The sequence below is a fragment of the Microbispora oryzae genome (genome assembly GCF_017896165.1).
Taxonomy (GTDB): Bacteria; Actinomycetota; Actinomycetes; order Streptosporangiales; family Streptosporangiaceae; genus Microbispora; species Microbispora oryzae.
In genome coordinates, this window is the sequence record NZ_JAFCNB010000007.1 from 136,569 (window position 1) to 159,729 (window position 23,161).

The following is a 23,161-nucleotide window of genomic DNA, read 5'->3' on the forward strand; positions in this document are numbered from 1 at the left end:
CCGACCAGGGCTGACTGAAAACCCTGACCGGCTTTTTACAGGCAGTTTTTACCTGATTTCAGGTGATCACCTACGGTCACCGTACGGGTGTGGCGACCGTCCGGGCGGCCCAGGGCGGCGTCAGGTCGCCGAGCAGGTCTTCGTAGTCTCCGAGCCAGGCGCCGAAGACCGCCAGACCGCGCAGCCAGAACCGCGAGTTCCACGACCCGAACGCCGTCAGCGCGTCCGGTCCGCCGGCCACGGCGTCGAGCATCTGGGGCGAGAGCAGGCCGGGGATCGCGGCGGCCCGGACGAGCATGCGGTGGTTCCACTCCCGGGCCACGGGACCCGCGGAGCGCAGCGGCACCCGGCGGTGGGGCAGGGCGCCGTTGGTCGACGGAAGCGCCGCCACCCGGGGATTGGCGGCGTGGAGGATCTCCCGGTAGAACCGGCCGCCCTCCTTGCGGTCCACCGGCACCGACAGGGCCGCGTCGAAGAACGGCGGATGGAGGAACGGGAAGACGGGCGCGGTCTCGGGCCCGACGAGGTTGACGGGGGAGCGGGCGATGCCACGGACCGTCCGGGTGTGGAGGACGCTGAGCGGCAGCTCCGCCCGGTGGCCGTGGAGCATCGAGGTGGCCGCCGTGAAGACCTCGCGCACCTGGTCGTCCATCCACGCCCCGGCCGGCTCGCCGAGGACGGGGATGTGCGCCTCGCCCGTGGTCAGCGACCCGAGCAGGGCCGTGCGCCGGGACGCGCCGGTGCCCGCCGCGACGGCGTCCGACGTGATCAGGAAGTTCTTCATCAGCGGGCCGCCGGCCAGGCCGTCCACGACGGGCCGTCCGGCGGCGTGCACCTCGCGGGCGAAGGGGGAGTACCAGGCGTGGTGGCTGGTCAGGTACTCCAGCCGGCGGGCCGCCCAGAGCGCCTCGTCCGGGAACCGCGCCGCGTCCTGCGGGATGATCCGGTGGGGAATGCCCAGCTCGCGAGTGATGTAGCGGGCGAAGTCGATGTCGTTGTCGAGGCCGTCGTCCGGGCTCGTCGTCCACGACTCGACGTCGATTCCCCGGGACGTCGCCACACTGGCCAGCAGCCGCGAGTCGTATCCCCCGCTGACCGGCACCAGCAGCCGGTCGTACGGCGCGAGGGCCTCGTGCAGCAGCTCCACCAGGTCGGCCCCGGTCACCCCACGGTCGACCGGCTCCTCCCGCACCCACCGCGGCGCCCGCCGGTCGAGCCTGAGCCGGCGCTCGTCCCGCGACCAGGTCAGCGCGGTCGCGCCCGGCAGCCGCTTGACCTCGGCGTACGGAGTGTCCTCAAGCAGGGGATAGGTCAGCGTCAGGATGGCCGCCCAGGCCCGCCAGTTCACCTCGTACGGCCGCCGGGCCAGCGCCAGCAGCGGCTCGATCAGACCGGAGAAGTAGACGGCGTCCCCGTCGGCCAGGTAGTAGACGTCGACCAGCCCGAACCCGCCGGTGTGCAACGTGACCGCGTCGGGCTCGTCGACGAGACCCGGGGTCTCGTACGCCTCCGCGATCGCCACCCACTCGACGGCGTCCCCGGGCGCCGTCGCGGCCGGCCGGCGGTCTCCCCAGGCGAACGCGCGCGTCACGCCGTCGCCGGGAACACCGGCGAAGCCGCCTGTCTCGGGCGAGCCGGCCGAGCCTGGCCGGGCGGCCGCCTGGGCCTCGCCTCCCGGGCTGTACGGCGCCAGCGGGGCCGAGGCGAGCAGCGCGACGCCGGCGCCGGTGTGCACCGGTCGCACCGCCGGGCCTGACCTCGCCAGCAGGTCGAGCCTCGCCTCGTCGAACGGCCCGATCGCGCCGCAGACGTACGGCCTGGCCTGGAAACGCGGCCACTCACCCTTGCGCACGGTTTGCCCTCCCTTGGACCGCAGCCGAGTCTACGGACCGCCGCCCCCGCTCGTGGGCGCGTACGGGCCGAGAAGAAGAGGCGGGCCGCGTTGGCTGACGCGGTGGACGCTGGTCACCTGACACGCTGGCCGCTTCGTTGCTGACACGTTGGTCGCATGATCGCTGACACGCTGGTCGCGACGCGCGTGAGGATTCCGTCACTCGGCCATGGGTCGCCGGTCGCTCTTCCGGGCGGCGCGGCGGCGCGGCGGCGCGGCGAATGTGGCTGGAGGGACCCCCGAGGTGCGGACTCCGCCTGAGATCGATCAGGGTGTTCTGCGAATATTGTGACTCTCGTCCCTTCGGTCTAGCCCCGCGGAGTCATCCCTATGAGCGAGCGAAACGAGCCGGCATCCCTGCGGCAGGCGCTGGCCCGGGCCGTCGAGCAGGCGGCGGGGGCGGCCGAGCTGGCCCGGCTCCTCACGGAGTATCGGCGGCGGCTCGACGAGGTGGCCCGCTCGGAGGCCGAGGCTCTGACGCGGATGCGCGAGGTCGAGGCCCGGCTGAAGACGGTCGAGCGGCAGAACGCCCAGCTGGCCAAGAACCTGGCCGAGCAGCGCTACCAGACCGAGGTGGCCAACTGGCGGCTCGCGTCGGTCCAGGAGAGCCGCTGGATCAAGCTCGGCGACGCCCTCCACACCAAGAACCCCGGCGCGGTGGCCAAGACCCTCAAGGCGCCGGTGAAGAAGTCTCCGGCGCCCAAGCGGTCGGAGTTCGCCCCCGAACTGCCCGCCGTGCCCGAGGACAGGGCCGTCGCCGCCGTGCCCGACCCGAAGGCGCCGCAGGTCTCCGCGCCGCTCGCCGAGGGTTTCACCGTGCCGAAGGGGCCGCTGGCCCGGCCCTACCTCACCGTCGCCGGGATCGTCGACCGGCAGACCGAGGCGCTGCTGCGCTACGAGTGGCGGCTGGTGACGAACTTCGGGCCGGACAACTGGGAGGCGATGCTCGACCAGCAGGCGCCGCACGTGCTGTTCGTCGAGTCGGTACGGCCCGGCCCCCGGCAGGGCAACGGCGGCCGGTGGCTGGAGGCGCTGGCCGGGGAGTCGCGGGCGCTGCGCGATCTCGTCGGCGCCTGCCGCAAGCGGGGCATCAAGACGGTGTTCTGGCATTCCGGCGGAGCCGTCTCGCGCGCCGTCCCGGCCGCGGAGCACTTCGAGTACGTCCTCGCCACGACCGAGTCCCGGGCGCGGGAGTGGCGGGCGGCCCTGCGGCACGACCGGGTCGGCGTGCTCCCGCACGCGATCCAGCCGCGGGTGCACAACCCCCTCCCCCCGGCGGGCGGCCGTACCGGCGAGGTCGTCACGCTGGGCACGGTGAGCCCCCCGCCGGCTCCCGAGCCGGGACCTGAAGGGCCGGCCGCGCCCCACCGGCCCTGGGCCGCGCTCGTGGGGCAGGGCGACGACAAGACCTCGTACGACGACGTGCTGACGGCGTACCGCAGGCCCGCGCTGGTGGTCGCCGGAGCCGACGCGGAGCCGCGGGTGATCGCCGAGGTCGCCGCCTGCGGGACGCCGGTGCTCCAGGTCAGGGCCGGGGCCAAGGGCGAGGAGATCGTCGCGGCGGCCCGGATCCTGATGGCCGATCCCGAGCGGCTGGCCAGGGAGGCGCACCTCGCCTGGCGGGCCAGGACGTCGGTGACTCCGCTGCTCGACCCGATCCTCGACACTCTGGGCGTGCCGAGCGTGCGCAACCTCGGGACGATCACCGCCGTGACCGCCGTCGCCGGCCAGGCCGAGCTCGATCACCTGCTCGCCCAGGTCGCCCGGCAGGTCCACCGGCCCGGTCAGCTCGTGATCGTGGCCGAGGGGCTCGACGCCGGCCTGGTCGAGAAGACCGCGCGGCAGGCCCTGCCCGGCGACGTGGCCGATCTCGTGGTCAGGTCGGCGAGCGAGCCGATCACCCGCGGGGCGGCCCTCGACCGGGCGCTGCGGCTGGCCGACGGCGACCACGTGGCCGTCCTCGACCCCCGCGACCTGTACGGCGAGCACTACCTGTCCGACCTGGTCAGGCACTTCGGGTCCACCGACGCCGAGGTGCTGGGCAAGGCGTCGTTCTACGCGCACCTGCCCGGCGCGGGGGCGACGCTGCTGCGCCAGCCCGAGGCCGAGCACCGTTTCCTGCCGGAGGTGGCCGGGGGCACCCTGCTGGCCCGCCGCCAGACCCTGACCGACCTGGGCATCGCCGACGTCTCCGAGGAGTGGGGCGAGGTCGTGATGCGGCAGTGCCGTACGGACGGCGTGCGGGTCTACTCGGCCGACCGCTTCTCCTACGTGTGCGTCCGCCCGTCCGCGGAGGGCCGTCTGCTCGGTTCGGCCCGGCTGGAGGGCTACTTCCCGGCCGAGCCGCTCGCCCTCCTGTGAGCCCCGCGACGGGCCGTGTGACCGGCCGCGCGACGGGCCGTCCGGCCGGCCGCGCGTAGGGTTGGCCCGTGACGCCCGCTCGGCTCGGCCGGTTGCTCGGCGCCGCGCCGGTCCCGCGCGGCTCGTGGGCGGCGGAGGCGCTGCTGGTCTCGGCCGCCGCCCTGGGCTCCCCGGGCGGGGCCCTCGCGGCGGCGGAGGAGATCGCCACCCGGCTCCGTGAGGACGACGGGATCGCCGAGGTGCGGGTGCGTCCCGACGGCTTCCTCCTCATCGTGCCGGCCCGTCCCGGCGAGATCGTCCGGGAGATCGTGGAGCGGGGTCCGGAGCGGGCGGGCGCGCCCGGCTCGCCCCGCGTCCCGGCGGCGGCCTGGCCGGACTTCCCCCGCACCTGGGCCAATCCGGGCTTCGCCGTCCGGTTCGCGCACACGCGCTCCGTTTCTGCGGAGAGGTGGGCCGCCGACCTGGGGGTCCCCATGGGCGGGTTCCGGCCGGAGACGCTCGATCATCCCGCCGAGCTGGGCGTCCTGCGGCTGCTCGCCGAGCTGCCGAGCCGTTCCGCCGGCCGGGATCCGGCGTGGGCGGCGTACGTCGAGCGGCTGGCGCTGGCCTACCACACCGCCCACGAGCACGCCCCCGCGGCGCCGGCCGGGGACGGCCCGCCTACGGCGCTCCACACGGCCCGCGTGTGGCTGGCCCGGGCCGTGAGGGCGGTCTTGGTCGCGATTGTGGGGGACGGACTGCCACAAAGGATGTGAAATGCCCCCTGGGTTCGTCTCGCCACGTGGGCGGGCGTCTCAAGAGGGGGCACCGTTCGGATAGCCTCGTTCGGGTGAGTCGATTCGCCCATCCCGCCGGAGATCTGCATGCCGCCGCGGTCGTCGCGGGCGCGCTGCCCGAGGAGCGCCCGTCGCACACGGCCGGCGACCTGAACGCGCTCGAACCGGCGATCTGGCCGCGGACGTCCGTCCGGTCCGGCGGTGCCGTCACGATCGGCGGCGTCGACGTCAGGGACCTGGCGCGAGAGTACGGCACGCCGCTCTACGTCGTCGACGAGGAGGACTTCCGCTCCCGCTGCCGCGACTACCGGTCGGCCTTCTCCGACGGCGAGGTCCACTACGCGGGCAAGGCGTTCCTGTGCCGCGAGGTGGCCCGGTGGATCCATCAGGAGGGGCTCGGCCTCGACGTGTGCAGCGCCGGTGAGCTGGCCGTCGCGCTGAGCGTCGGCTTCCCGCCCGAGCGGATCACGATGCACGGCAACAACAAGTCGCTCGGCGAGCTGGAGAAGGCCGTCGAGGCCGGCGTCGGCCACATCGTGGTCGACTCGTTCGAGGAGATCGCCCGGCTCGGGTTCCTCGCCGACAAGCACGGCGTCCGGCCCAAGGTCATGGTCAGGGTGACGGTCGGCGTGGAGGCCCACACTCACGAGTTCATCGCCACCGCCCACGACGACCAGAAGTTCGGCCTGTCGCTGAGCTCCGGTGCCGCCGCCGAGGCCGTGCGCCGCATCCTGGCGTTGCCGCAGCTCGAACTGGTGGGGCTGCACTCCCACATCGGCTCCCAGATCACCGACACGGGCGGGTTCGAGGTCGCCGCGAGCCGCCTCGCCCGGCTGCTGGTCGAGATCAAGGACGAGCACGGGGTGGTCCTGCCCGAGCTCGACCTCGGCGGGGGCTACGGCATCCCGTACGTCGAGGGCGACGAGGCGCCGGACATCAAGATCATCGCCGACGGTCTGCACGAGATCGTCACCAAGGTCTGCGCGGCGGCCGGGCTGCCGGTGCCCCACCTCACGGTGGAGCCCGGCCGGTCGATCGCGGGACCGGCCGGCATGACGATCTACGAGGCCGGTACCGTCAAGGACGTGGAGGGCCTGCGCACCTACGTCAGCGTCGACGGCGGCATGAGCGACAACATCCGCACGGCCCTCTACGGCGCGGACTACACGGCCGTCCTGGCCTCCAGGTCAAGCGCCGCGGAGCCCATGCGCTCCCGCCTGGTCGGCAAGCACTGCGAGAGCGGCGACATGGTCGTGCGCGACCTGTGGCTGCCGGCCGACCTGGCCCCGGGCGACCTGATCGCCGTCGCGGCCACCGGCGCCTACTGCCGGTCGCTCGCGAACAACTACAACTACCTGCCGAAGCCGGCCGTGGTCGCGGTCTCCCGGGGCGAGTCCCGGGTGATCATGCACGCGGAGACCGTCGAGGACCTGCTGCGAGGCCAGCCGTGAGGCGCCCTGGCCGCCGGCGCGTGCATGACCGAACCGAGGAGGGGTCGTGAGCGAAGGGGCGCTCAAGGTCGCGCTGCTGGGATGCGGCGTCGTCGGGTCGCAGGTGGTGCGGCTGCTCGGCGAGCAGGCCGACGACCTGGCGGCCAGGGTCGGCGCCCCCGTGGAGCTGGCCGGCGTGGCCGTGCGGAGGCTGGGGCGCAGGCGTGACGCGGAGATCGATCCGGCGCTGCTGACCACCGACGCCGAGGCCCTCGTCACCCGCGACGACGTGGACATCGTCGTCGAGGTCATCGGCGGGATCGAGCCGGCGAGATCGCTGATCCTCAGCGCGATGGCGCACGGCAAGTCCGTGGTGACGGCCAACAAGGCGCTGCTCGCGGAGGACGGCGCGACGGTCCACGGGGCCGCCCGGACCCACGGCTCCGACCTCTACTTCGAGGCGAGCGTGGCGGGCGCGATCCCGCTGCTCCGGCCGCTGCGGGAGTCGATGGCGGGCGACCACGTCCGCCGGGTGCTCGGCATCGTGAACGGCACGACCAACTACATCCTCGACAAGATGGACTCGACCGGGGCGTCCTTCGCCGACGCGCTGGAGGAGGCCCAGGCGCTGGGCTACGCGGAGGCCGACCCCACCGCCGACGTCGAGGGCTTCGACGCCGCCGCGAAGGCCGCCATCCTCGCCGGCATCGCGTTCCACAGCCGGGTGACGGCCGCCGACGTCCACCGCGAGGGCATCACCGAGATCAGCGCCGCGGACGTCGCCTCGGCCAGGGCGATGGGCTACGTGATCAAGCTGCTGGCCATCTGCGCCCGATCAGACGACGGCAGGTCGATCGGCGTCCGCGTGCATCCCGCCATGATCCCGAGGTCCCACCCGCTCGCGGGGGTCCGGGAGGCGTACAACGCGGTGTTCGTGGAGGCGCGGTCGGCCGGCCGGCTGATGTTCTACGGCGCGGGCGCGGGCGGCGCCCCCACGGCCTCCGCCGTGCTCGGTGACATCGTGGCCGTGGGCCGCAACCGCCTCGCCCGCACCCGTGGGCCGGAGGAGTCGACGTACGCGGACCTGCGGGTCCACCCGATGGGCGACACGGTCACCCGCTACCACGTGTCGCTCGACGTGGCCGACAAACCGGGTGTGCTCGCCCGGGTCGCCGAGACGTTCGCCCGCCACGACGTGTCGATCCAGACCGTCCAGCAGGAGGGGCGGGGCGACGACGCCCGGCTCGTGCTCGTCACCCACCGGGCCAGCGACGCCGCCCTCTCCGCCACCATCGAGGAGCTGCGTGACCTCGACATCGTCCGCGCCGTCGCCGGATTGATGCGCGTGGAGGGCGATGACACCCCATGACCTGTCCACGGCGCCGCTGCCGAGAGGCCCGTCCGGAGCACCCGGGGCATCCGGATTAGACGCGGAGCGGCCGCGCCCCGGCCTCCGGCGGCCCGAGGTCGTCCTCGCGCTGATCGCGGTCGCCTACGCCGTGATCCAGCTGGTCGTGCTGCCGCACACCATGTCCCTGGAGTGGGACGAGGCGGTCTACACGAGCCAGGTGGCCCCGATGGTGCCCGACGCCGACTTCAGCGCGCCCCGCGCGCGGGGCATCACCTGGCTGGTCGCGCCCGTCGCGCACTTCACCGTGGATCCCACGGCGATCAGGCTCTGGCTGACGCTGGTGTCGGCCGCCGGACTGTTCCTGGCGTTCCTGCCGTGGTGCTCCCTGCTCCGCGGGCGGGTGCTCGCGCTCGCCGCGGGCCTGTTCGCCACCCTGTGGGTCACGATCTGGTACGGCGACCAGGTGATGCCCAACCTCTATGTCGCGTACGGCTGCCTGCTGGCGGCCGGCTGCTCCGTCCTGACGGCCCGGGATCGGCGGTCCGGGAGCCGGTCGTCCGGGAGCCGGCGGTCCGGGAGCTGGTGGGCGTGGGCCGGGTTGGCCGCCGGAGTCGCCGGAGTCGCCCTGCTGCGGCCGGGGGACGCCCTCTGGCTGGCCCTGCCGCTGGGCGTCACCGCCCTGGTCCGGCGGGACGTCCGGGCGCTCGCCGTCGTCTCGGCCGCCGTGGCCGCGGGCTTCCTGCCCTGGGTGATCGAGGGGTTCCAGCGTTTCGGCGGGCCGCTCGAGCGCTGGCGCGCGGCCGGCGAGGTCCAGGGAGGCATCGCCCCCGCGCCGGGCTTCCTCTACGAGTTCAAGACGGCCAACGGGCCCGCCTTCTGCCGCCCGTGCACGACGACCCTCGACGACCCGCAGTGGGCCCTGTGGTGGCTGGTGCTCCCGCTGCTGGCGATCTGCGGTGCGGTGGTCGCGCGGTCCGCGGCGCACGCGGTCGCCGCGGTGACCGGGCTCTGCGTCGCCGTGCCGTACCTCTTCCTGGTGGACTACAGCGCCCCCCGTTTCCTGCTCCCCGCCTACGCGCTCCTGGCGATCCCGGCCGCCGAGGCCCTGGTGCGGGTGGCGGGCCGAAGACCCGTACCGCTCGCCTCGGCCCTGGTGAGGATCACGGTGGCGATCGTGCTGGCGGCCCACGTCGCCGTGCAGGCGTACGCGCTGCGCGACGTGTCGGCGGGGGAGACCAAGGAGCGGGGCTACCAGGCCGGAATCGTGAAGGACATGGTCAAGCTCGGCGTCCACGCGCCCTGCACGCTCGTCGGCCGCCAGGTGAACCCGGCGATGGCGCTGATCGCCCGATGCGACGCGCTCTCGCTCGGTGCGGGGCGGCCGGTGCCCGACCTCTCCCACGCCCCCGAGGGCCACGTCTTCGCCGTACTCACCAAGGACGTCCCGCCGCCCGGCGCGGAGAAGTGGAAGCGGCACGTGCTGCGCCGCAGCGGCTCCCGGCCGACATGGGTCGCCTACATTCGTCCCTGACAGCGTTTGGACGGTCAAGTTACGGCAAAATGGGGAACGCCTGGACCGGTCCGAACGAAGGGGACACCTGATCGTGAAGAGAGCTCTATGGACGGCCCTCCTGGCGACGATGCTCGTCCCGCTCGCTTCTCCCGCCGCTCCGGCACAGGCGGACGCGGAAGCGGCCCGCCCGAAGACCATCGTGACGCTGACCTTCGACGACGGCGACGCCAGTCACGCCAAGGTCGCACGCATCTTGGAAAAGCACCACATGCGGGGCACGTTCTACGTCAACAGCGGCACCCTCGGCACGAAGGGCAAGCTGAGCCGCAAGCAGGTCGTGGCGATCCAGAAGGCGGGTCACGAGATCGGCGGCCACACGCTCACCCATCCGTACCTGACCCAGCTGAGCTTCGAGCAGCAGCGCGCCGAGATCTGCGACGACAGGGCGGCCCTGCTCAAGATGGGACTTCGGGTCCGCACCTTCGCCTACCCCTACGGCGCGCTCGACGCGGGCGCGAAGCAGGCGGCCCGCCAGTGCGGCTACAACGCGGCCAGGACGGTGGGCGGGCTGTCCAACCGGCGCTGCAAGACCTGCGTCGTGGCGGAGCCCATGCGGCCCGAGACGCTCTACTCGGTGCGCACCCCCGGCTCGGTGCTGGTCGACGCCACGCCGGCGCAGATCGAGCAGCTCGTGGTCAACGCGGAGCGCAGCGGCGGCGGCGTGCTCCCGCTGGTCTTCCACCACATGTGCGACAAGTGCGACACCTACTCGGTGAGCGAGCGGACCCTGACCCGCTTCCTCGACTGGCTCGCCAAGCGGAAGTCCCACGGCACGGTGGTGCGGCGCTTCGGCGACGTCATCGGCGGCAAGATGCGCCCCGTCCCCACGGAGGACTGACGGGGGACTGACGGGGGACTGGCTGGAGGACTGCCCCGGGGACTGACCGGGCGTCCGTCCTGACGGCCGGCCGGCCGTCAGGACCCCGGGCCGGGCTTCGCGGGCGGCAGGATGCGCCGCACGGCCCGGGTCAGGACCGCGCGGGGCAGGGCCCGCCGCAGCCGGACGACCTCGCGGCGATTGGCCTCGGCCTTCTCCCGCCAGCGTGAGGCGTCCCGTTCGGCCTTGGCCCCGTCCCTGCGCAGGACCCTGACCTCCTCCTTGAGCGCGGCCGCCGCCGCCTTGAGGCGCTCGATCTCGGCCTCGTGCCGCTCGGCGTTCCGCCGCCACAGCGCCGCCTCGGTGTTGCGGTTGCCGCGCCGCCCGAGCCGCACCGAGGCGCCGGGTACGACGCCCCAGGTCTCCGCGTCCAGCCATTCGAGCCCGAACACCTCGTGGACGACGTCGTCGAGATCCTCGCCGTCCTTGGCCACCCGTACGGCCCGGGCCAGGGCGGAGGTGCGGTCGAACACCGCGGTGACGACGCCGTCGGCCCGTTCCTCCAGGGCGAGCCGCAGCCGGCCGAGCTCGTACTCCTCGGCGTGCTGGGTGAGCCGGTCGAGCGTCTCAGCGCCGATCGCCCAGCCGGGCGGGCACGACAGCCGGAAGGGGCCGGGGGTCCGGATGTCGGCCGCGCTCTCGGTGAAGGCCACCCGCCCGTCGTGGGCGTAGGCCGCCCTCATCAGGCGCAGGTCGATCAGCGGGTCGTCGAGCGGGGCCCGCCGCTCGTCGTCCCGGATCCGGCGCCACGGCCCGGCCAGGGTCACATGGACGTCGGGCAGCGTGCTGGCGAGCGCGGAGTCGACGGTGAACCTGACATCCTCGAAACCGGCGTCCCCCACCTCCACGACGACCTCGACGTACGGCACGAGCCACTGCCGCCCGGCCTCGGTCCGCAGCGCCCGCCGGTAGGGCACCCGGTCGGCGATGTAGGGCCGGTTGTGCCGCCGGACCTCGTCGCCGCGTTTCATGGCCGTGGGCCGGCCCACGTGCCAGCTCCGGGCCGCGCGGTCGGGCACGAAGACGGCGCCCTCCTGGGTGAGCCGGTAGCCGAGCTCGGTGTCCTCGGCGAGCCGCAGGGACGTGTCGAGGCCCCCGGCGGCGCGCAGCAGGGCGGCGGGGGCCGACGCCGTGGCCCCGACGTGGATCCGGTGCAGCATCGCGCTGGGCGCCCGGCGGAACCCGTCGTGCTCGTCCACCAGCCGTTCCCACCAGTCGTGGGTCTCACTGCTCGCCATGTCGAACAGGCCGTCCTCGGCGCCGGCCGCGACGGCCGCCCGCACCTCGGCGGGCGCGGGCAGGCCGCCGCCCGCGCCGGTGAAGCGCACCGTGCCGAGGACCACCAGGTAGTCGGCGAGGTGGTGCCAGCGCAGATGCGACTCCACATGAGTCCGGTACGGCACGATGTCGGCGTCCAGGCGGTGGATCACGTCGCCCTCGGCGGCCTCCACCCCGCACTGCACGGCCCAGGCGATGCCCCATCCGCCGGGCGCGGCCCGGATCACCCGTGTGCGCTCGGGGGCGATCTCCGGCAGCACGAGCGGCGGCGTGCCGTCGTCGTCGACCACCACGACTTCGAGGAGGTGCGCGGGATAGCTCTGCGCGGCCAGCGCGGCCAGCGTGAGGTCGAGCGTCTGCTGGCACTGCCGGGCCGGGATGACGACGCTCACCGACAGCCGGGGCTCCCACTCTCCGGGCTCCGGCGGCTCCAGGACGCCGAAGTCGTTGCGCCTGACGCGCGGGCCGGGGACGGTCATCGCACTCCCTCTGCCACGGCGGCGCCCTCCGGCAGCTCCATCAGGGCGTTGGGCCGGAACCCGCGCCACTGCCTCCGGTTGCGCTTGAGGAAGGTGCCGATCGGCTCGCGCCAGGTGTGCGAGGCGGCCGGCCCCCTGCGCAGGATGTAGCCGAGGCCGTGGGCGCGGTAGATCTGCCCGCCGGCGATCTGGATCGCGTGCTGGAACTGGGTGTCCACCGTGCTGGGGATCGGGCGGAAGCCGCCCACCGCCTCGAACGCCGAGCGGGTGGCCAGGATCGTGCCGCCCGCGATGAAGTTCGTGATCTGCTCGGTGATCTGCTCCCGGTGCACGGTCACGTCGATCGAGGCGAGGTAGACGAACTCCGGGGCCGTCCCGACGACGTCCGCCCCCGAGTACGACTGGGCGAGCAGGAGATCGGCGAGGAAGTCCGGGCCGTACCAGTCGTCGTCGTCCATCTTGAGCAGGAACGAGCCGGAGGCGCGGGCGGCCGCCTGGTTGAGCACCTCGCCGAACACCGTCCCGGCCCCGATCTCCAGCACGGTGATCGGCCGGTCGAACCCGGCGAGGGCCGAGGCCACGCTCGGGTGCTCGCGCGGGATCCCGTGGAGCGCGAGGATCACCTCGAGGTCGGCGTCGCGCTGGCGGGAGATCTGGCCGAGCGCGAAGCCCAGCATGTCCGGGCGCCGGGTGGGCAGCAGCACCGACGTGAGGGGACGCCGCCCCGCCGGTGCGCCCATCTGCTCCCAGCGCGCCCGCACGCCGTGGTCGCGCAGGGCCCGGCGGCGCAGCCGGATGCTGTACTCCTCGCGGCGCAGATCGTCGGCCAGGTCGTCCTCGGTCACCGAGCCGAGCAGCCCGGCCAGCTCCGGGCCGAGGGCCCCCGCCCATTTCGGCAGCTCGCCGCCGATCAGCGGGACGCCCGCCGCGGCCAGCGACGCCACGGCCCGTACGGCGGCCAGCGGGCCGCTGTGGCCGCGCCGCCAGTCGATCCTCAGGCCGCGCAGCTGCCTGATGCGGGACACGTCGACGACGGTCACGCAGCCCGAGGGCGCGATGCGGGTCATGACCTCGCCCTCGTGCGTGACCGCCCAGCGGTCCCCCTCGGTGACCAGGTCGCCGACGCCGCGCCGAGGGGTGGTGACGAAGTTGATCGGGTTCACCGAGCGGTCGTCGACGGGAGGCACGAGCCGCGGGTCGGACAGGTCCCGTGCGAGCAGCGCCCCGCCGCCCGGACGGCCGATGCGCTCCCAGCTCAGCTCCTCCGGCGGCGTCAGGTCGACCGGGGGCCGCGGACCGTCCCACTCGGGGGGATCGGCGACCGTCCGCACCACCACGTCGCCGCCTGGCGCCCCGATCCGTAGCGGGAGCGGCCCGGCCGGAGGGGTCACCGACGCGTTCGGGTCACCGGGCCGCCAGGCGGCGGCGCCGGGGCCGGCCAGCGCGGCGACGGGCGAGGAGTCCACCGTGTCCAGCCGGTTGCCCGCGAAGGCCCGGGCGGTCGCGGCGAGCACGCGGCCCGCGGGCGCGTGCGCGGAGAACCGGGCCTCCACCGCCCAGGCGGCGCCCGCGGGCTTGTGCACCCGCAGCTCGGTGAGGGTGCGCCAGCGGTGGGCGGGCGTGAGCGAGGGCGCCGGGGCCGGATACCAGTGCGGCGCCTCGGCCACCATCACCACGACGGCCCTGGCCATGGACAGCGACGCCTGCAGGCTCGCCGCGCGGCGCAGGTCGGTCGGCGTCCCGGCGAGGACGAGCACCTCCACGACCTCGAACTCCGGGGACGGAGCCCTGGAAAGGGCGCCGTCGAGATCCACGGTCGCCCGCACGCCCTCGACCTCGGGAGGCGTCTCCAGCCCCACGTGGTAGACGATCACGTACCGGCTTCTGCGCACGGCCTCCGTCACCACCTGCTCGAACATCAGCCGCGCCTCCGGCCGGGCACGAGCGTCCGGACCCGGCTCAGGCCGGGGGAGTGCTCCGCGGGGGCGGACTCCGCCGCCGCCCGCAGCCTTTCGACCTCGGCGCGGAGCTTCTCGGCCTCCGCCTGCCACTTGGCCGCGGCGGCCCGCCACTTGGCGGCGTCGCCACCGGTCTCCTGGGCCTGGTCCATGGGGACCACCTGGTAGTCGCTCCCGGCCACCCACATCGTGCCGAACATCGCGTCCACCGCTTTCTCGGGGTCACCGTGCTTCCCTGGATCACCGTGCTTCTCTGGATCACCGTGCGCGCCGGTCAGGGCGGCCCGGGCGAAGGCGGCCGTGCGCTCCAGGCGCAGGGCGGCCACCCCGGCGGGGGTCTCGTCCAGGGCGACGGACACCAGGCCGAGGCCGTCGCGCTCGGCCAGACCGATCAGCTTCTTCAGCGCGTCGGCGCCGAGGACCCAGCCTGGCGGGCAGATCACCCGGAACGGCGCGGGCGCGGCGCTCGCGGGGACGGACCCGGCGAAGGTCACCCGCGGCTCGTTCCCGTAGAGGTTGCGCATCAGCCGGTAGTCGAGCATCGGATCGTCGAGGGACGAGCGGCGGCCCTCGGTGAGCGCGCTCCACGGCCCGGCCAGGACGACGGCCACGTCCGCCACGGTTCCGGCCAGCGCCGCGTCGACGCTCGCCCGCACCTGCTCGTACGTCGCGCCGGTCGCGTCGACGACCACCTGCACGTACGGCACGGCCCACTGGCGGCGCTGATGGCCGCGCAGCCAGCGGAGCACCGGGATGCGGTCGCCGAGGAGCGACCAGTTGTGCCGGTGCACCTCCTTCTCCCGCAGCATGACCGTGGACTTGCCGATGTGCCAGCTCACCGCCTCGCGGTCGGGGACGAACACGGCCCCGGCCTGGGCGAGCCGGAACCCGAGGTCGGTGTCCTCGCCCATGTTGAGCGAGGTGTCGAGCCCCCCGGCGGCCCGCAGCAGGTGGGCCGGGACGGACGTCGTCGCCCCCGTGTGCAGCAGGTAGGCGTCGCCGCCCGCGTCGAGCAGGTCGCGGGTCTTGGCCAGCGTGTCCGCCGTGTACTTGTGCGGCAGGCCGGGCCCGAGGTCGACGTCGCCGGAGGAGAGCCGCGCCGGCGACGGCGGCTCGGCGTCGTCGGCGACGAACCTGATCGAGCCGAGGACCACCAGGTAGTCGGCCAGGTGGTGCCAGCGCATGTGGGCCTCGACGTGCGCCCGGTCGAGGATCATGTCGGCGTCGACCCAGTGGACGATCTCACCGCCGGCGACCGACGCTCCCGTCTGCCGGGCCCAGCCGCGTCCCCATCGACCGTCGGGGACGCGGACGATCCGGGTGGACGCGGGGGCGTGCTCGGGGATCCGCATGGCGGGCTCGCTGCCGTCGTCGGCGACGACGACCTCCATGAGATGGGCGGGGTAGGTCTGCGCCGCGAGGGCCGCGAGGGTCCGGTCGAGGGCGGGCTGGCAGTTGTAGGCGGGGACGACCACGGTGACCGTGCGGGTGGGCCGCCACGCGCCGAGCGCGGGCGGCCGCAGGGAGGAGTAGTCGTTGTGCTTGATGAGGGGAGTGGGGGTCATGGATTCGCGATCGTGAGGATGGCGAGGCCCTTCTCGGCCTCGCGCCGGGTCAGCTCCAGGGAGTGCTCACGGCGCCAGCGGGCGACGACGGCGCGCTCGTCGTCCCGGGAGGCGTCGTCGAGGAAGATCCGTACGTCGGCCGAGCAGTGGGGCAGCAGCAGCGGGACCGCCGGGTAGCGCGCCTGCGGGCCGGTCGCGGCGGGTGGCCCGTCCACGTGCAGCAGGCCGATCTCGTCGAGGTCGCGCAGCGCCTCCCGGTCGTACCACTGCCAGCTCTCGCCGCCCTCCTCCCAGGTCCGCAGCGGCGCGTGCCTGATCTCGACGACGTGGGTGAGCCCGTGCGCGGCCACCAGGCTCCGCGACAGCTCCAGGTAGCGCTCGTCGTGCTCCAGGCACACGACGCGGCCGCCGCCGAAGTGTTCCATGACGTAGCCGAGCCACACGCTGGAGGAGCCGCTGCCGCACTCGACGACCAGCTTGGGCCGGCGGGCGCAGACGTCCTCGATCAGACAGCGCAGCGCGTCGGGGGAGGCCGCCCACCCGCGCAGCTCCGGCAGCGGCGCCCGGGGACTGATCAAGGACCGCAGATCCACGTACGCCTCGAGCTGCCGATAGGTCTGCCTGATCTGGCCGGACAGGTCGTCCCGTACGGCGTCGAGCCGGTCGGGCAACTCCGCCAGCCGGTCGAGCTCACGCCGCAGGGCGTCGACGCGGCCGTCGATCTCCCGCAGGCCGAGCGTGGCGTTCACCCGGTCCTCACCGAGCGAGGACAGGACGGCCTGCAGGTCCTCGGAGCGTCCGGTGCGGTCCTTGGCGACGGCGGCAACGGAGGACAGCCGCTCGTCCATCTTGCGCAGCAGGGTCTCCACGCGGACCAGGGTGGCCTCCTGCTTCTTCACCCGGGTGTCGATCCGCAGCGCCTTGCCGTCGACCCTGCGGAGGCTCACCACCACCAGGGCCAGGGCCGCCAGCGCGTACGGCAGGCCGCCAAGGATCACCGCTGCGAGGGGGTCGACGACCTCCAGGAGGATCAGCACGGCGAGCGCCGCCGCGGCGACCGCGCCGAGAGCCATGCCGACGAGGGCCAGGGTGCGGGGCGTGGGCATCGATGTTCCTCCGTCGTGTTGGCGGCCCGATGGCAAGGGGGCACGACAGGCACATCCGAACCGGCGGTCCAAACCTCAACCCGAGCGGGTCCGTGCACGGCCGCGATGTCAGGTACCGGTGACGACCGTAGTCATATGCCACGATTCTGCCAATTGCTTCACGGATCTTGAGAAGTTCCTGGGAAAAGACTGATAGAAGGTCAAGATTGCGAGGTCACAGCCCTGTCGCCGCCGTTGTGAGGGCCGCCGGGGCCGTCGGCGGGGTGCCCGAGGGCGTCGCCGGGGTGCCGGCCGGGTGTCCGCGGGCGGCGGAGCCGTCAGGCGCACGGCCAGAAGCGCGAAGGATCGGTCCGCTCCACACCGTGAGTCTGCCGGATCACATCGGTGAGTGGTTCGTCCGGTGCGGCGAGTAGCAGGGCGCGGGAGACGGCCTCGGTCCGTTCGAGCCGGGCCCGCCCGCCGTCCGGGAGGGCGATCTCCAGCAGGCCGAGGCGTTCGTCGGCGACGTGCCCGACCATCCGCTCCAGCGAGCGCGCGCCGAGCGGCGTCCCGGCCGGCCCCACATATCGGAACGGCGCCGGCGCGGCGGTCGGGGACGGTGCGTCGGCCAGGCGGACGCGCGGGTCGTGGCGGTATTCCTCGCGCAGCATGCGCAGGCCGAACGCCGGATCGCGCAGCACCGAGTGGCGTCCGGAGGGCAGGGCGGACCACGGGGCCACGAGGGTGACTCGTACATCCTGGAGCGTTCCGGACAGGGCGCACGCTACCGCCCGGCGAGCCTCCTCCTCGGACGCGTCTCCCACGTCGAGCACCACCTCGACGTACGGCACGAGCCAGCCGCGGCCCGGCTCCTTGCGCAGATCGCGGCGGAGCGGGATCCGGTGCGCCAGATAGGGCTGCACCGCCCGGATCGCCGCCTCCCGGTCGCGCCGCTGCGACGGCAGCCCCAGGTGCGCGGAGACGGCCTCCATGTCGGGGACGAATACGGCCCCCGCCTGCGCCAGCCGATAGCCGAACTCGGTGTCCTCGCCCCTGATCACGTCGGGGTCGAAACCCCCGACGGCCTCGAACAGGGACCGGTGGAGGCTCAGCGTCGGCCCCGTGCAGTTGTGGTACGGGTTCCTGCTCCGGCGCAGCCCGTCGAGCCGGATGATCGTCCGTTCCGTCGAACTGGGGACGGAGTGGGACAGGTCGACGACCGCGTCCAGGGCGTCGGCCAGCACCGCCCGGCGTACCTGGGCGGGAGTCGCCTCCGGCTCCTCGACGAACCGCTTGGACCCGATCGCGACGACGTAGTCGGTCAGGTGGTGCCATCGCATCATCGACTCCAGGTGCGCCCGGTGCAGCACCATGTCGGCGTCCAGTCGCTGAACGACGGCGCCGTCACTCACCCGCACGCCGCTGTTCACCGCGTGGCCGGGCCCCCAGCCGCCGGGGCCGGCGGCGACGATCCTGGTGCCGGCCGGGCGGATCTCCGGCAGTCTCAGCGGCGGCTCGCTGCCGTCGTCCACGACGACGACCTCGGTCAGCGCCGCGGGATAGGTCTGGGCGGACAGCGCGGCGAGCGTCAGATCGAGCTTCCGCTGACCGCCGTGCGCGGGGACGACCACGCTGACGGTGAGGCGGGGGTCCCAGGCGCCGAGGGCGGGGGGCGTCAGCGGAGAGTAGTCGTTGTGCCGGATCCTCGGTCGTTCCTCGCCCACGCCACACACTCCTCACGGCCTCACAAGTCTCCTGAGAACCGGTCAACCCTAGCGAAAGGGCCTGAGTTTCCCCTGAGAGAACGGCATCCGTCGATGCCTGTCCAGTTGCTGGACATTCGGATCCCGTATCTCAGGCACATGGCCGTAGACTCGGTGCTCAGCGCGCAGGCGGGCGCTCACCGCCGCGGGAGGAGCGATCATGTTCAGGGCTTGGCGAGGCCTCATCGAGGAGTACCGCGACCGTCTCCCGGTCTCCGAGACGACGCCCGTGGTGACCCTGCTCGAAGGCGGCACGCCTCTCATCCCGGCCCGGCGCGTCTCCCGGCTCACGGGTTGTGACGTCCACCTCAAGGTCGAGGGGCTCAACCCGACGGGCAGCTTCAAGGACCGCGGCATGACCGTGGCCATCAGCAAGGCCGTCGAAGAGGGCGCCAAGGCGGTGATCTGCGCCTCCACCGGCAACACCAGCGCGTCGGCGGCGGCCTACGCCGTACGGGCCGGCCTCGCGTGCGCGGTCCTGGTGCCGCGCGGGAAGATCGCGATGGGCAAGCTGGCCCAGGCTCTGGTCCACGGCGCCCGGCTGCTGCAGGTCGAGGGCTCGTTCGACGACTGCCTGGAGATGACCAGGAAGCTCGCGGAGAACTACCCGATCGCGCTGGTCAACTCGGTGAACCCGCACCGCCTGCAGGGGCAGAAGACCGCGGCGTTCGAGATCGTCGACGCCCTCGGCGACGCCCCCGACGTCCACTGCATCCCCGTCGGCAACGCCGGCAACATCTCGGCGTACTGGATGGGCTACAAGGAATACGCGGACGACGGCGTGGCCACGAGGCGGCCGAGGATGCTCGGCTTCCAGGCCAGCGGCGCGGCGCCGCTGGTGGGCGGCGCGCCGGTCACCCACCCGCAGACCATCGCCACCGCGATCAGGATCGGAAACCCGGCCTCCTGGCGGCTCGCCGAGGCGGCGCGGGACGAGTCCGGCGGGGACATCCAGGCCGTGACCGACCGGCAGATCGCCGCCGCCTACAAGCTGCTCGCGCAGGAGGAGGGCGTCTTCGTCGAGCTCGCCTCAGCGGCGAGCGTCGCGGGCCTGCTCCAGGCGCACAAGCAGGGCCTGCTCACGCCGGGGCAGCGGGTGGTCTGCACCGTCACGGGCAACGGCCTCAAGGATCCCGACTGGGCGATCTCCGGCGCCCCGTCTCCCATGACGATCCCCGTGGACGCCTTCGCCGCGGCGTCCGCCCTCGAACTGGCCTGACGCCCAGGCCCCGGGGAGGGCCGCGACCGGACCGTGAACCAGGTGACACATGACGGACAGTGACGTGGTTGTCGTACGCGTACCGGCGACCAGCGCCAATCTCGGTCCGGGCTTCGACAGCCTCGGCCTCGCCCTCGACCTGTACGACGAGGTGGAGGCGTCCCTCACGACGAGCGCCGGTGTGCGCATCGAGGTCGAGGGACAGGGCGCAGGAGAGCTCGACGACGGCGAGGGCCACCTGATCGTGCGGACGATGCGCGCCGCCTTCACCCGGATGGGGGCTCCACAGCCCGCCGGCGTCCGGCTGCGCTGCCGCAACCGGATCCCGCACGCCCGCGGCCTCGGCTCGTCGTCGGCGGCGATCTGCGCGGGCATCCTCGCCGCGCGAGCCCTGGCGGCGGGGCCGGACGCGGCCGCCGGGGCCCGGATCCTGCCCGACTCGGAGGCGTTCGCGCTGGCCACGGAGCTGGAGGGCCACCCCGACAACGTGGCGCCGTGTCTCGCGGGCGGGCTCACCATCTCCTGGACCGACCCCTCGGGGGTGGCGAGTATGGTGAAACTGACGCCGCACGACGACGTCAGGCCGGTGGCGCTGATCCCGGATTTCCGTTTGTCCACGGAGGAGGCGCGCGGGCTGCTGCCGCGCGACGTGCCGCATCGCGACGCTTCCGCCAACGCGGCCCGGGCCGCGTTGCTGGTCGCGGCGCTCACCGGCAGGCCCGAGCCGGCTCTGCTGCTCGCGGCGACCGAGGATCGCCTGCATCAGGACTACCGCGCGCCCGCGATGCCGCGGACCGCGGAGCTCATACGCAGGCTGAGGTCGGCGGGGGTGGCGGCCGTCGTCTCCGGCGCCGGTCCCACCGTCCTCGCGTTGACGACCAAGGAAACCCAGGATTTGATCGCACCAGAAGTGGGTAATGACTGGCACATCCAGCCAATGAACGTCGACCCGTCTGGTGCGTACGTTCGGTTTCCCGAGACACGCTGATGTTTCTTCGACCTTCAGGGAATAGCTGTGCGCTCTGGTGATGTTAGGCTGATAGCCGCACCAGGTGCCCCCGTGTTGGGTGCGTGCTTGTCATTCGCACATCGCTGCACTTCGTTCCGTGTCGTCCGACACGGACGTGGCGATTTCCCCGAAACCGTTACCTCCAGTCGTCCCACCGCAGGGTGGCGTGGCCGGGGGCGACGTTATCGGAGACATGCGCGTTCGAACCACCAAGACGTCTGGCCGGTGGCGGCGATTCGGGGGCTGCACCCTGAATGTCAACCGCTCGTGAGTCCCGATGGTCATCGACACATGAGACTCGCGAAGCCCGACCCGGTCTGTCCTGCCGGGTCGCACCACCGGGACGCCTGGACGCACGATTCCGGCGCCCGACCCCTGGGAAGGACCCTTAGTTGAGCGACACCACCGAACTCCTCTCCGACGGCCAGGCCGCCGGCGACACCCCCACTGCCCCGGCCCGACCGCGTCGTCGCTCCGGCACCGGCCTGGCCGGCATGGTGCTCCCTGAGCTGCAGGCAATGGCGACCGGCCTCGGTATCACCGGGACCGGCCGGATGCGCAAGAGCCAGCTGATCGCCGCGATCCAGGAGAAGCAGGGCGGGTCAGGGGAAGCCTCCGCCGAGCCGAAGGCGGCCGTCGTCGAGGCCCCCGCCTCCGTCGAACGCCCTGCCCGTGGCCGTAGGGAACGTTCCCGGGCCGCCGCCACCTCGACCGCCCCCGCCGCCACGCCCTCCGCCGCCGAGCCGGCCGCCTCTGACGCGGCCGTCGTGCGCGAGGAGCGGCCCGCCGCGGAGCCCGCCGCACCCGTGGCCGCCTCCGACGCGGTCGCCGGCGTCGCGGCCGACGTCCAGTCCGACGCCGCGCACGGCGAGAGCCGCGCCGAGGGCCGTCCGGAGCGTGGTGAGCGCAGGGAGCGCCGTTCGCGCGGCGAGCGTGGAGAGAGGGGCGACCGCCGCGAGCGCGCCGAGCAGCGGGCCGCGGACACCGGTGACGGCCCCGGCCGGGGCCAGCAGGGCCGTGACCAGCAGGGACGCGGCGACAGCCGCACCGAGTCCCGCTCTGAGAGCCGCGGTGACAACCGCGACAGCCGTGACAACCGTGACAGCCGCGGTGACCAGCGTGGCGACCAGCGCGGTGACGGCAAGGGCGACCAGCAGACCGAGGACGGCCGCGGCCGCCGTGGCCGCTTCCGCGAGCGCAACCGCCGCGGGCGCGACCGGTTCGACAGCAACGAGCCCGTGATCGGCGAGGACGACGTTCTCATCCCGATCGCCGGCATCCTCGACATCCTGGACAACTACGCGTTCGTCCGGACCAGCGGCTACCTGCCCGGCTCCAACGACGTCTACGTCGCGCTGGCCCAGATCCGCCGCAACGGGCTGCGCAAGGGCGACGTCATCACCGGCGCCGTCCGACAGCCGCGCGAGGGCGAGCGGCGCGAGAAGTTCAACGCGCTGGTCCGCCTCGACACGGTCAACGGCATGGACCCGGAGCAGGCCCGCCAGCGGCCCGACTTCAACAAGCTGACGCCGCTCTACCCGCAGGAGCGGCTGCGCCTGGAGACCGAGCCGAACGTCCTGACCACCCGGATCATCGACCTCGTCTCGCCGATCGGCAAGGGGCAGCGCGGCCTCATCGTGTCGCCGCCCAAGGCCGGCAAGACGATGGTGCTCCAGGCGATCGCGAACGCGATCACGCACAACAACCCGGAGTGCCACCTGATGGTCGTCCTGGTGGATGAGCGTCCGGAAGAGGTCACCGACATGCAGCGGTCGGTCAAGGGCGAGGTCATCCACTCGACCTTCGACCGTCCCGCCGAGGACCACACGACCGTCGCCGAGCTGGCCATCGAGCGGGCGAAGCGGCTGGTCGAGCTGGGTCACGACGTCGTCGTCCTGCTCGACTCGATCACCCGTCTCGGCCGGGCGTACAACCTCGCGGCGCCCGCGAGCGGACGCATCCTGTCCGGTGGTGTCGACTCGACCGCGCTCTACCCGCCGAAGCGGTTCTTCGGCGCGGCGCGCAACATCGAGAACGGCGGCTCGCTGACCATCCTCGCCACCGCGCTGGTCGAGACCGGCTCGAAGATGGACGAGGTGATCTTCGAGGAGTTCAAGGGCACCGGCAACATGGAGCTCAAGCTCAACCGGTCCCTGGCCGACAAGCGGATCTTCCCCGCGGTGGACGTCGACGCGTCCGGCACCCGCAAGGAGGAGATCCTCATGGCCAAGGAGGAGCTGTCCATCGTCTGGAAGCTCCGGCGGGTCCTCCACGCCCTCGACATGCAGCAGGCGCTGGAGCTCCTTCTCGAGAAGATGAAGGAGACCAAGTCCAACGCCGAGTTCCTGCTCCAGGTGCAGAAGACGACGGTCAGCAACGACCGCGACTGACGACACCCCTCCGGCCCCCGGTCGCCGGCGGCCAGGGCGACGGAACGGAGAAGGGCCCGCGCGGAGCGATCCGCGCGGGCCCTTCACTTTTCCGTCTCCGTACGGGCTGCGCCAGGGGTTGGTGACGCGGCCCGTGCGGAGATGACTACCTGACGT

15 protein-coding genes are annotated in these 23,161 nt (G+C 73.2%); 9 read left to right on the plus strand and 6 right to left on the minus strand.

All coding sequences use genetic code 11. The features are described 5' to 3' along the window. Positions 1–76 precede the first annotated feature (76 nt). Positions 77–1,852: an asparagine synthetase B family protein gene (locus JOL79_RS15260; protein WP_210156468.1), complete on the minus strand. Its 1,776-nt coding sequence runs from the start codon at positions 1,850–1,852 to the stop codon at positions 77–79. Positions 1,853–2,221: 369 nt separating this feature from the next. Here JOL79_RS15260 and JOL79_RS15265 point away from each other — a divergent pair, with 369 nt between their 5' ends. The 6 genes from JOL79_RS15265 (at position 2,222) to JOL79_RS15290 (ending at position 10,220) form a co-directional block, all read left to right on the plus strand. Continuing rightward, positions 2,222–4,252, plus strand: a complete 2,031-nt coding sequence (locus JOL79_RS15265; protein ID WP_210156469.1) for a hypothetical protein — start codon at positions 2,222–2,224, stop codon at positions 4,250–4,252. 68 nt (positions 4,253–4,320) lie between these two features. Next, positions 4,321–5,007, plus strand: coding sequence for an anticodon-binding protein (locus JOL79_RS15270; protein WP_210156470.1), 687 nt, complete (start codon positions 4,321–4,323; stop codon positions 5,005–5,007). Between the two features lie 74 nt (positions 5,008–5,081). Then, positions 5,082–6,479 carry a diaminopimelate decarboxylase gene (gene lysA / locus JOL79_RS15275; RefSeq protein WP_210156471.1) on the plus strand — a complete coding sequence of 466 codons (1,398 nt, stop codon included), beginning with the start codon at positions 5,082–5,084 and terminating at the stop codon, positions 6,477–6,479. A gap of 46 nt (positions 6,480–6,525) precedes the next feature. Continuing rightward, a complete protein-coding gene (locus tag JOL79_RS15280; RefSeq protein WP_210156472.1) occupies positions 6,526–7,827 on the plus strand; it encodes a homoserine dehydrogenase in 1,302 nt (433 codons plus the stop codon). Next, positions 7,814–9,340: a glycosyltransferase family protein gene (locus JOL79_RS15285; RefSeq protein ID WP_210156473.1), complete on the plus strand. Its 1,527-nt coding sequence runs from the start codon at positions 7,814–7,816 to the stop codon at positions 9,338–9,340. The genes JOL79_RS15280 and JOL79_RS15285 overlap by 14 nt, the downstream gene beginning before the upstream one ends. 73 nt (positions 9,341–9,413) lie before the next feature. Further along, the gene (locus tag JOL79_RS15290) at positions 9,414–10,220 is read left to right on the plus strand and encodes a polysaccharide deacetylase family protein (RefSeq protein WP_210156474.1); all 807 of its coding nucleotides are present in this window, start codon (positions 9,414–9,416) and stop codon (positions 10,218–10,220) included. Between the two features lie 77 nt (positions 10,221–10,297). Here the strand turns inward: JOL79_RS15290 and JOL79_RS15295 are convergent, their stop codons facing one another. The 5 genes from JOL79_RS15295 to JOL79_RS15315 form a co-directional block, all read right to left on the minus strand. After that, positions 10,298–12,016, minus strand: coding sequence for a glycosyltransferase (locus JOL79_RS15295; RefSeq protein ID WP_210156475.1), 1,719 nt, complete (start codon positions 12,014–12,016; stop codon positions 10,298–10,300). Beyond that, the gene (locus JOL79_RS15300; protein ID WP_210156476.1) at positions 12,013–13,935 is read right to left on the minus strand and encodes a glycosyltransferase family 2 protein; all 1,923 of its coding nucleotides are present in this window, start codon (positions 13,933–13,935) and stop codon (positions 12,013–12,015) included. The genes JOL79_RS15295 and JOL79_RS15300 overlap by 4 nt, the downstream gene beginning before the upstream one ends. Beyond that, positions 13,935–15,539: a glycosyltransferase family 2 protein gene (locus JOL79_RS15305; RefSeq protein WP_210156477.1), complete on the minus strand. Its 1,605-nt coding sequence runs from the start codon at positions 15,537–15,539 to the stop codon at positions 13,935–13,937. Before JOL79_RS15305 ends, JOL79_RS15300 begins: the two co-directional genes overlap by 1 nt. After that, complete coding sequence (locus JOL79_RS15310; protein WP_230984820.1) at positions 15,536–16,645, minus strand: class I SAM-dependent methyltransferase; 1,110 nt, start codon at positions 16,643–16,645, stop codon at positions 15,536–15,538. Before JOL79_RS15310 ends, JOL79_RS15305 begins: the two co-directional genes overlap by 4 nt. A gap of 317 nt (positions 16,646–16,962) precedes the next feature. Beyond that, positions 16,963–18,348, minus strand: coding sequence for a glycosyltransferase family 2 protein (locus JOL79_RS15315; protein WP_307848533.1), 1,386 nt, complete (start codon positions 18,346–18,348; stop codon positions 16,963–16,965). A gap of 199 nt (positions 18,349–18,547) precedes the next feature. Here JOL79_RS15315 and thrC point away from each other — a divergent pair, with 199 nt between their 5' ends. The 3 genes from thrC to rho all read left to right on the plus strand — a co-directional run bounded on the left by thrC (position 18,548) and on the right by rho (position 23,005). After that, the gene (thrC, locus tag JOL79_RS15320) at positions 18,548–19,606 is read left to right on the plus strand and encodes a threonine synthase (RefSeq protein ID WP_210156479.1); all 1,059 of its coding nucleotides are present in this window, start codon (positions 18,548–18,550) and stop codon (positions 19,604–19,606) included. Between the two features lie 49 nt (positions 19,607–19,655). Beyond that, positions 19,656–20,594, plus strand: a complete 939-nt coding sequence (gene thrB / locus JOL79_RS15325; protein WP_210156480.1) for a homoserine kinase — start codon at positions 19,656–19,658, stop codon at positions 20,592–20,594. A 413-nt stretch (positions 20,595–21,007) separates the two neighbouring features. Next, positions 21,008–23,005 (plus strand): transcription termination factor Rho, encoded by a 1,998-nt coding sequence (rho, locus tag JOL79_RS15330; RefSeq protein ID WP_210156481.1) that lies wholly within the window; start codon positions 21,008–21,010, stop codon positions 23,003–23,005. Positions 23,006–23,161 lie beyond the last annotated feature (156 nt).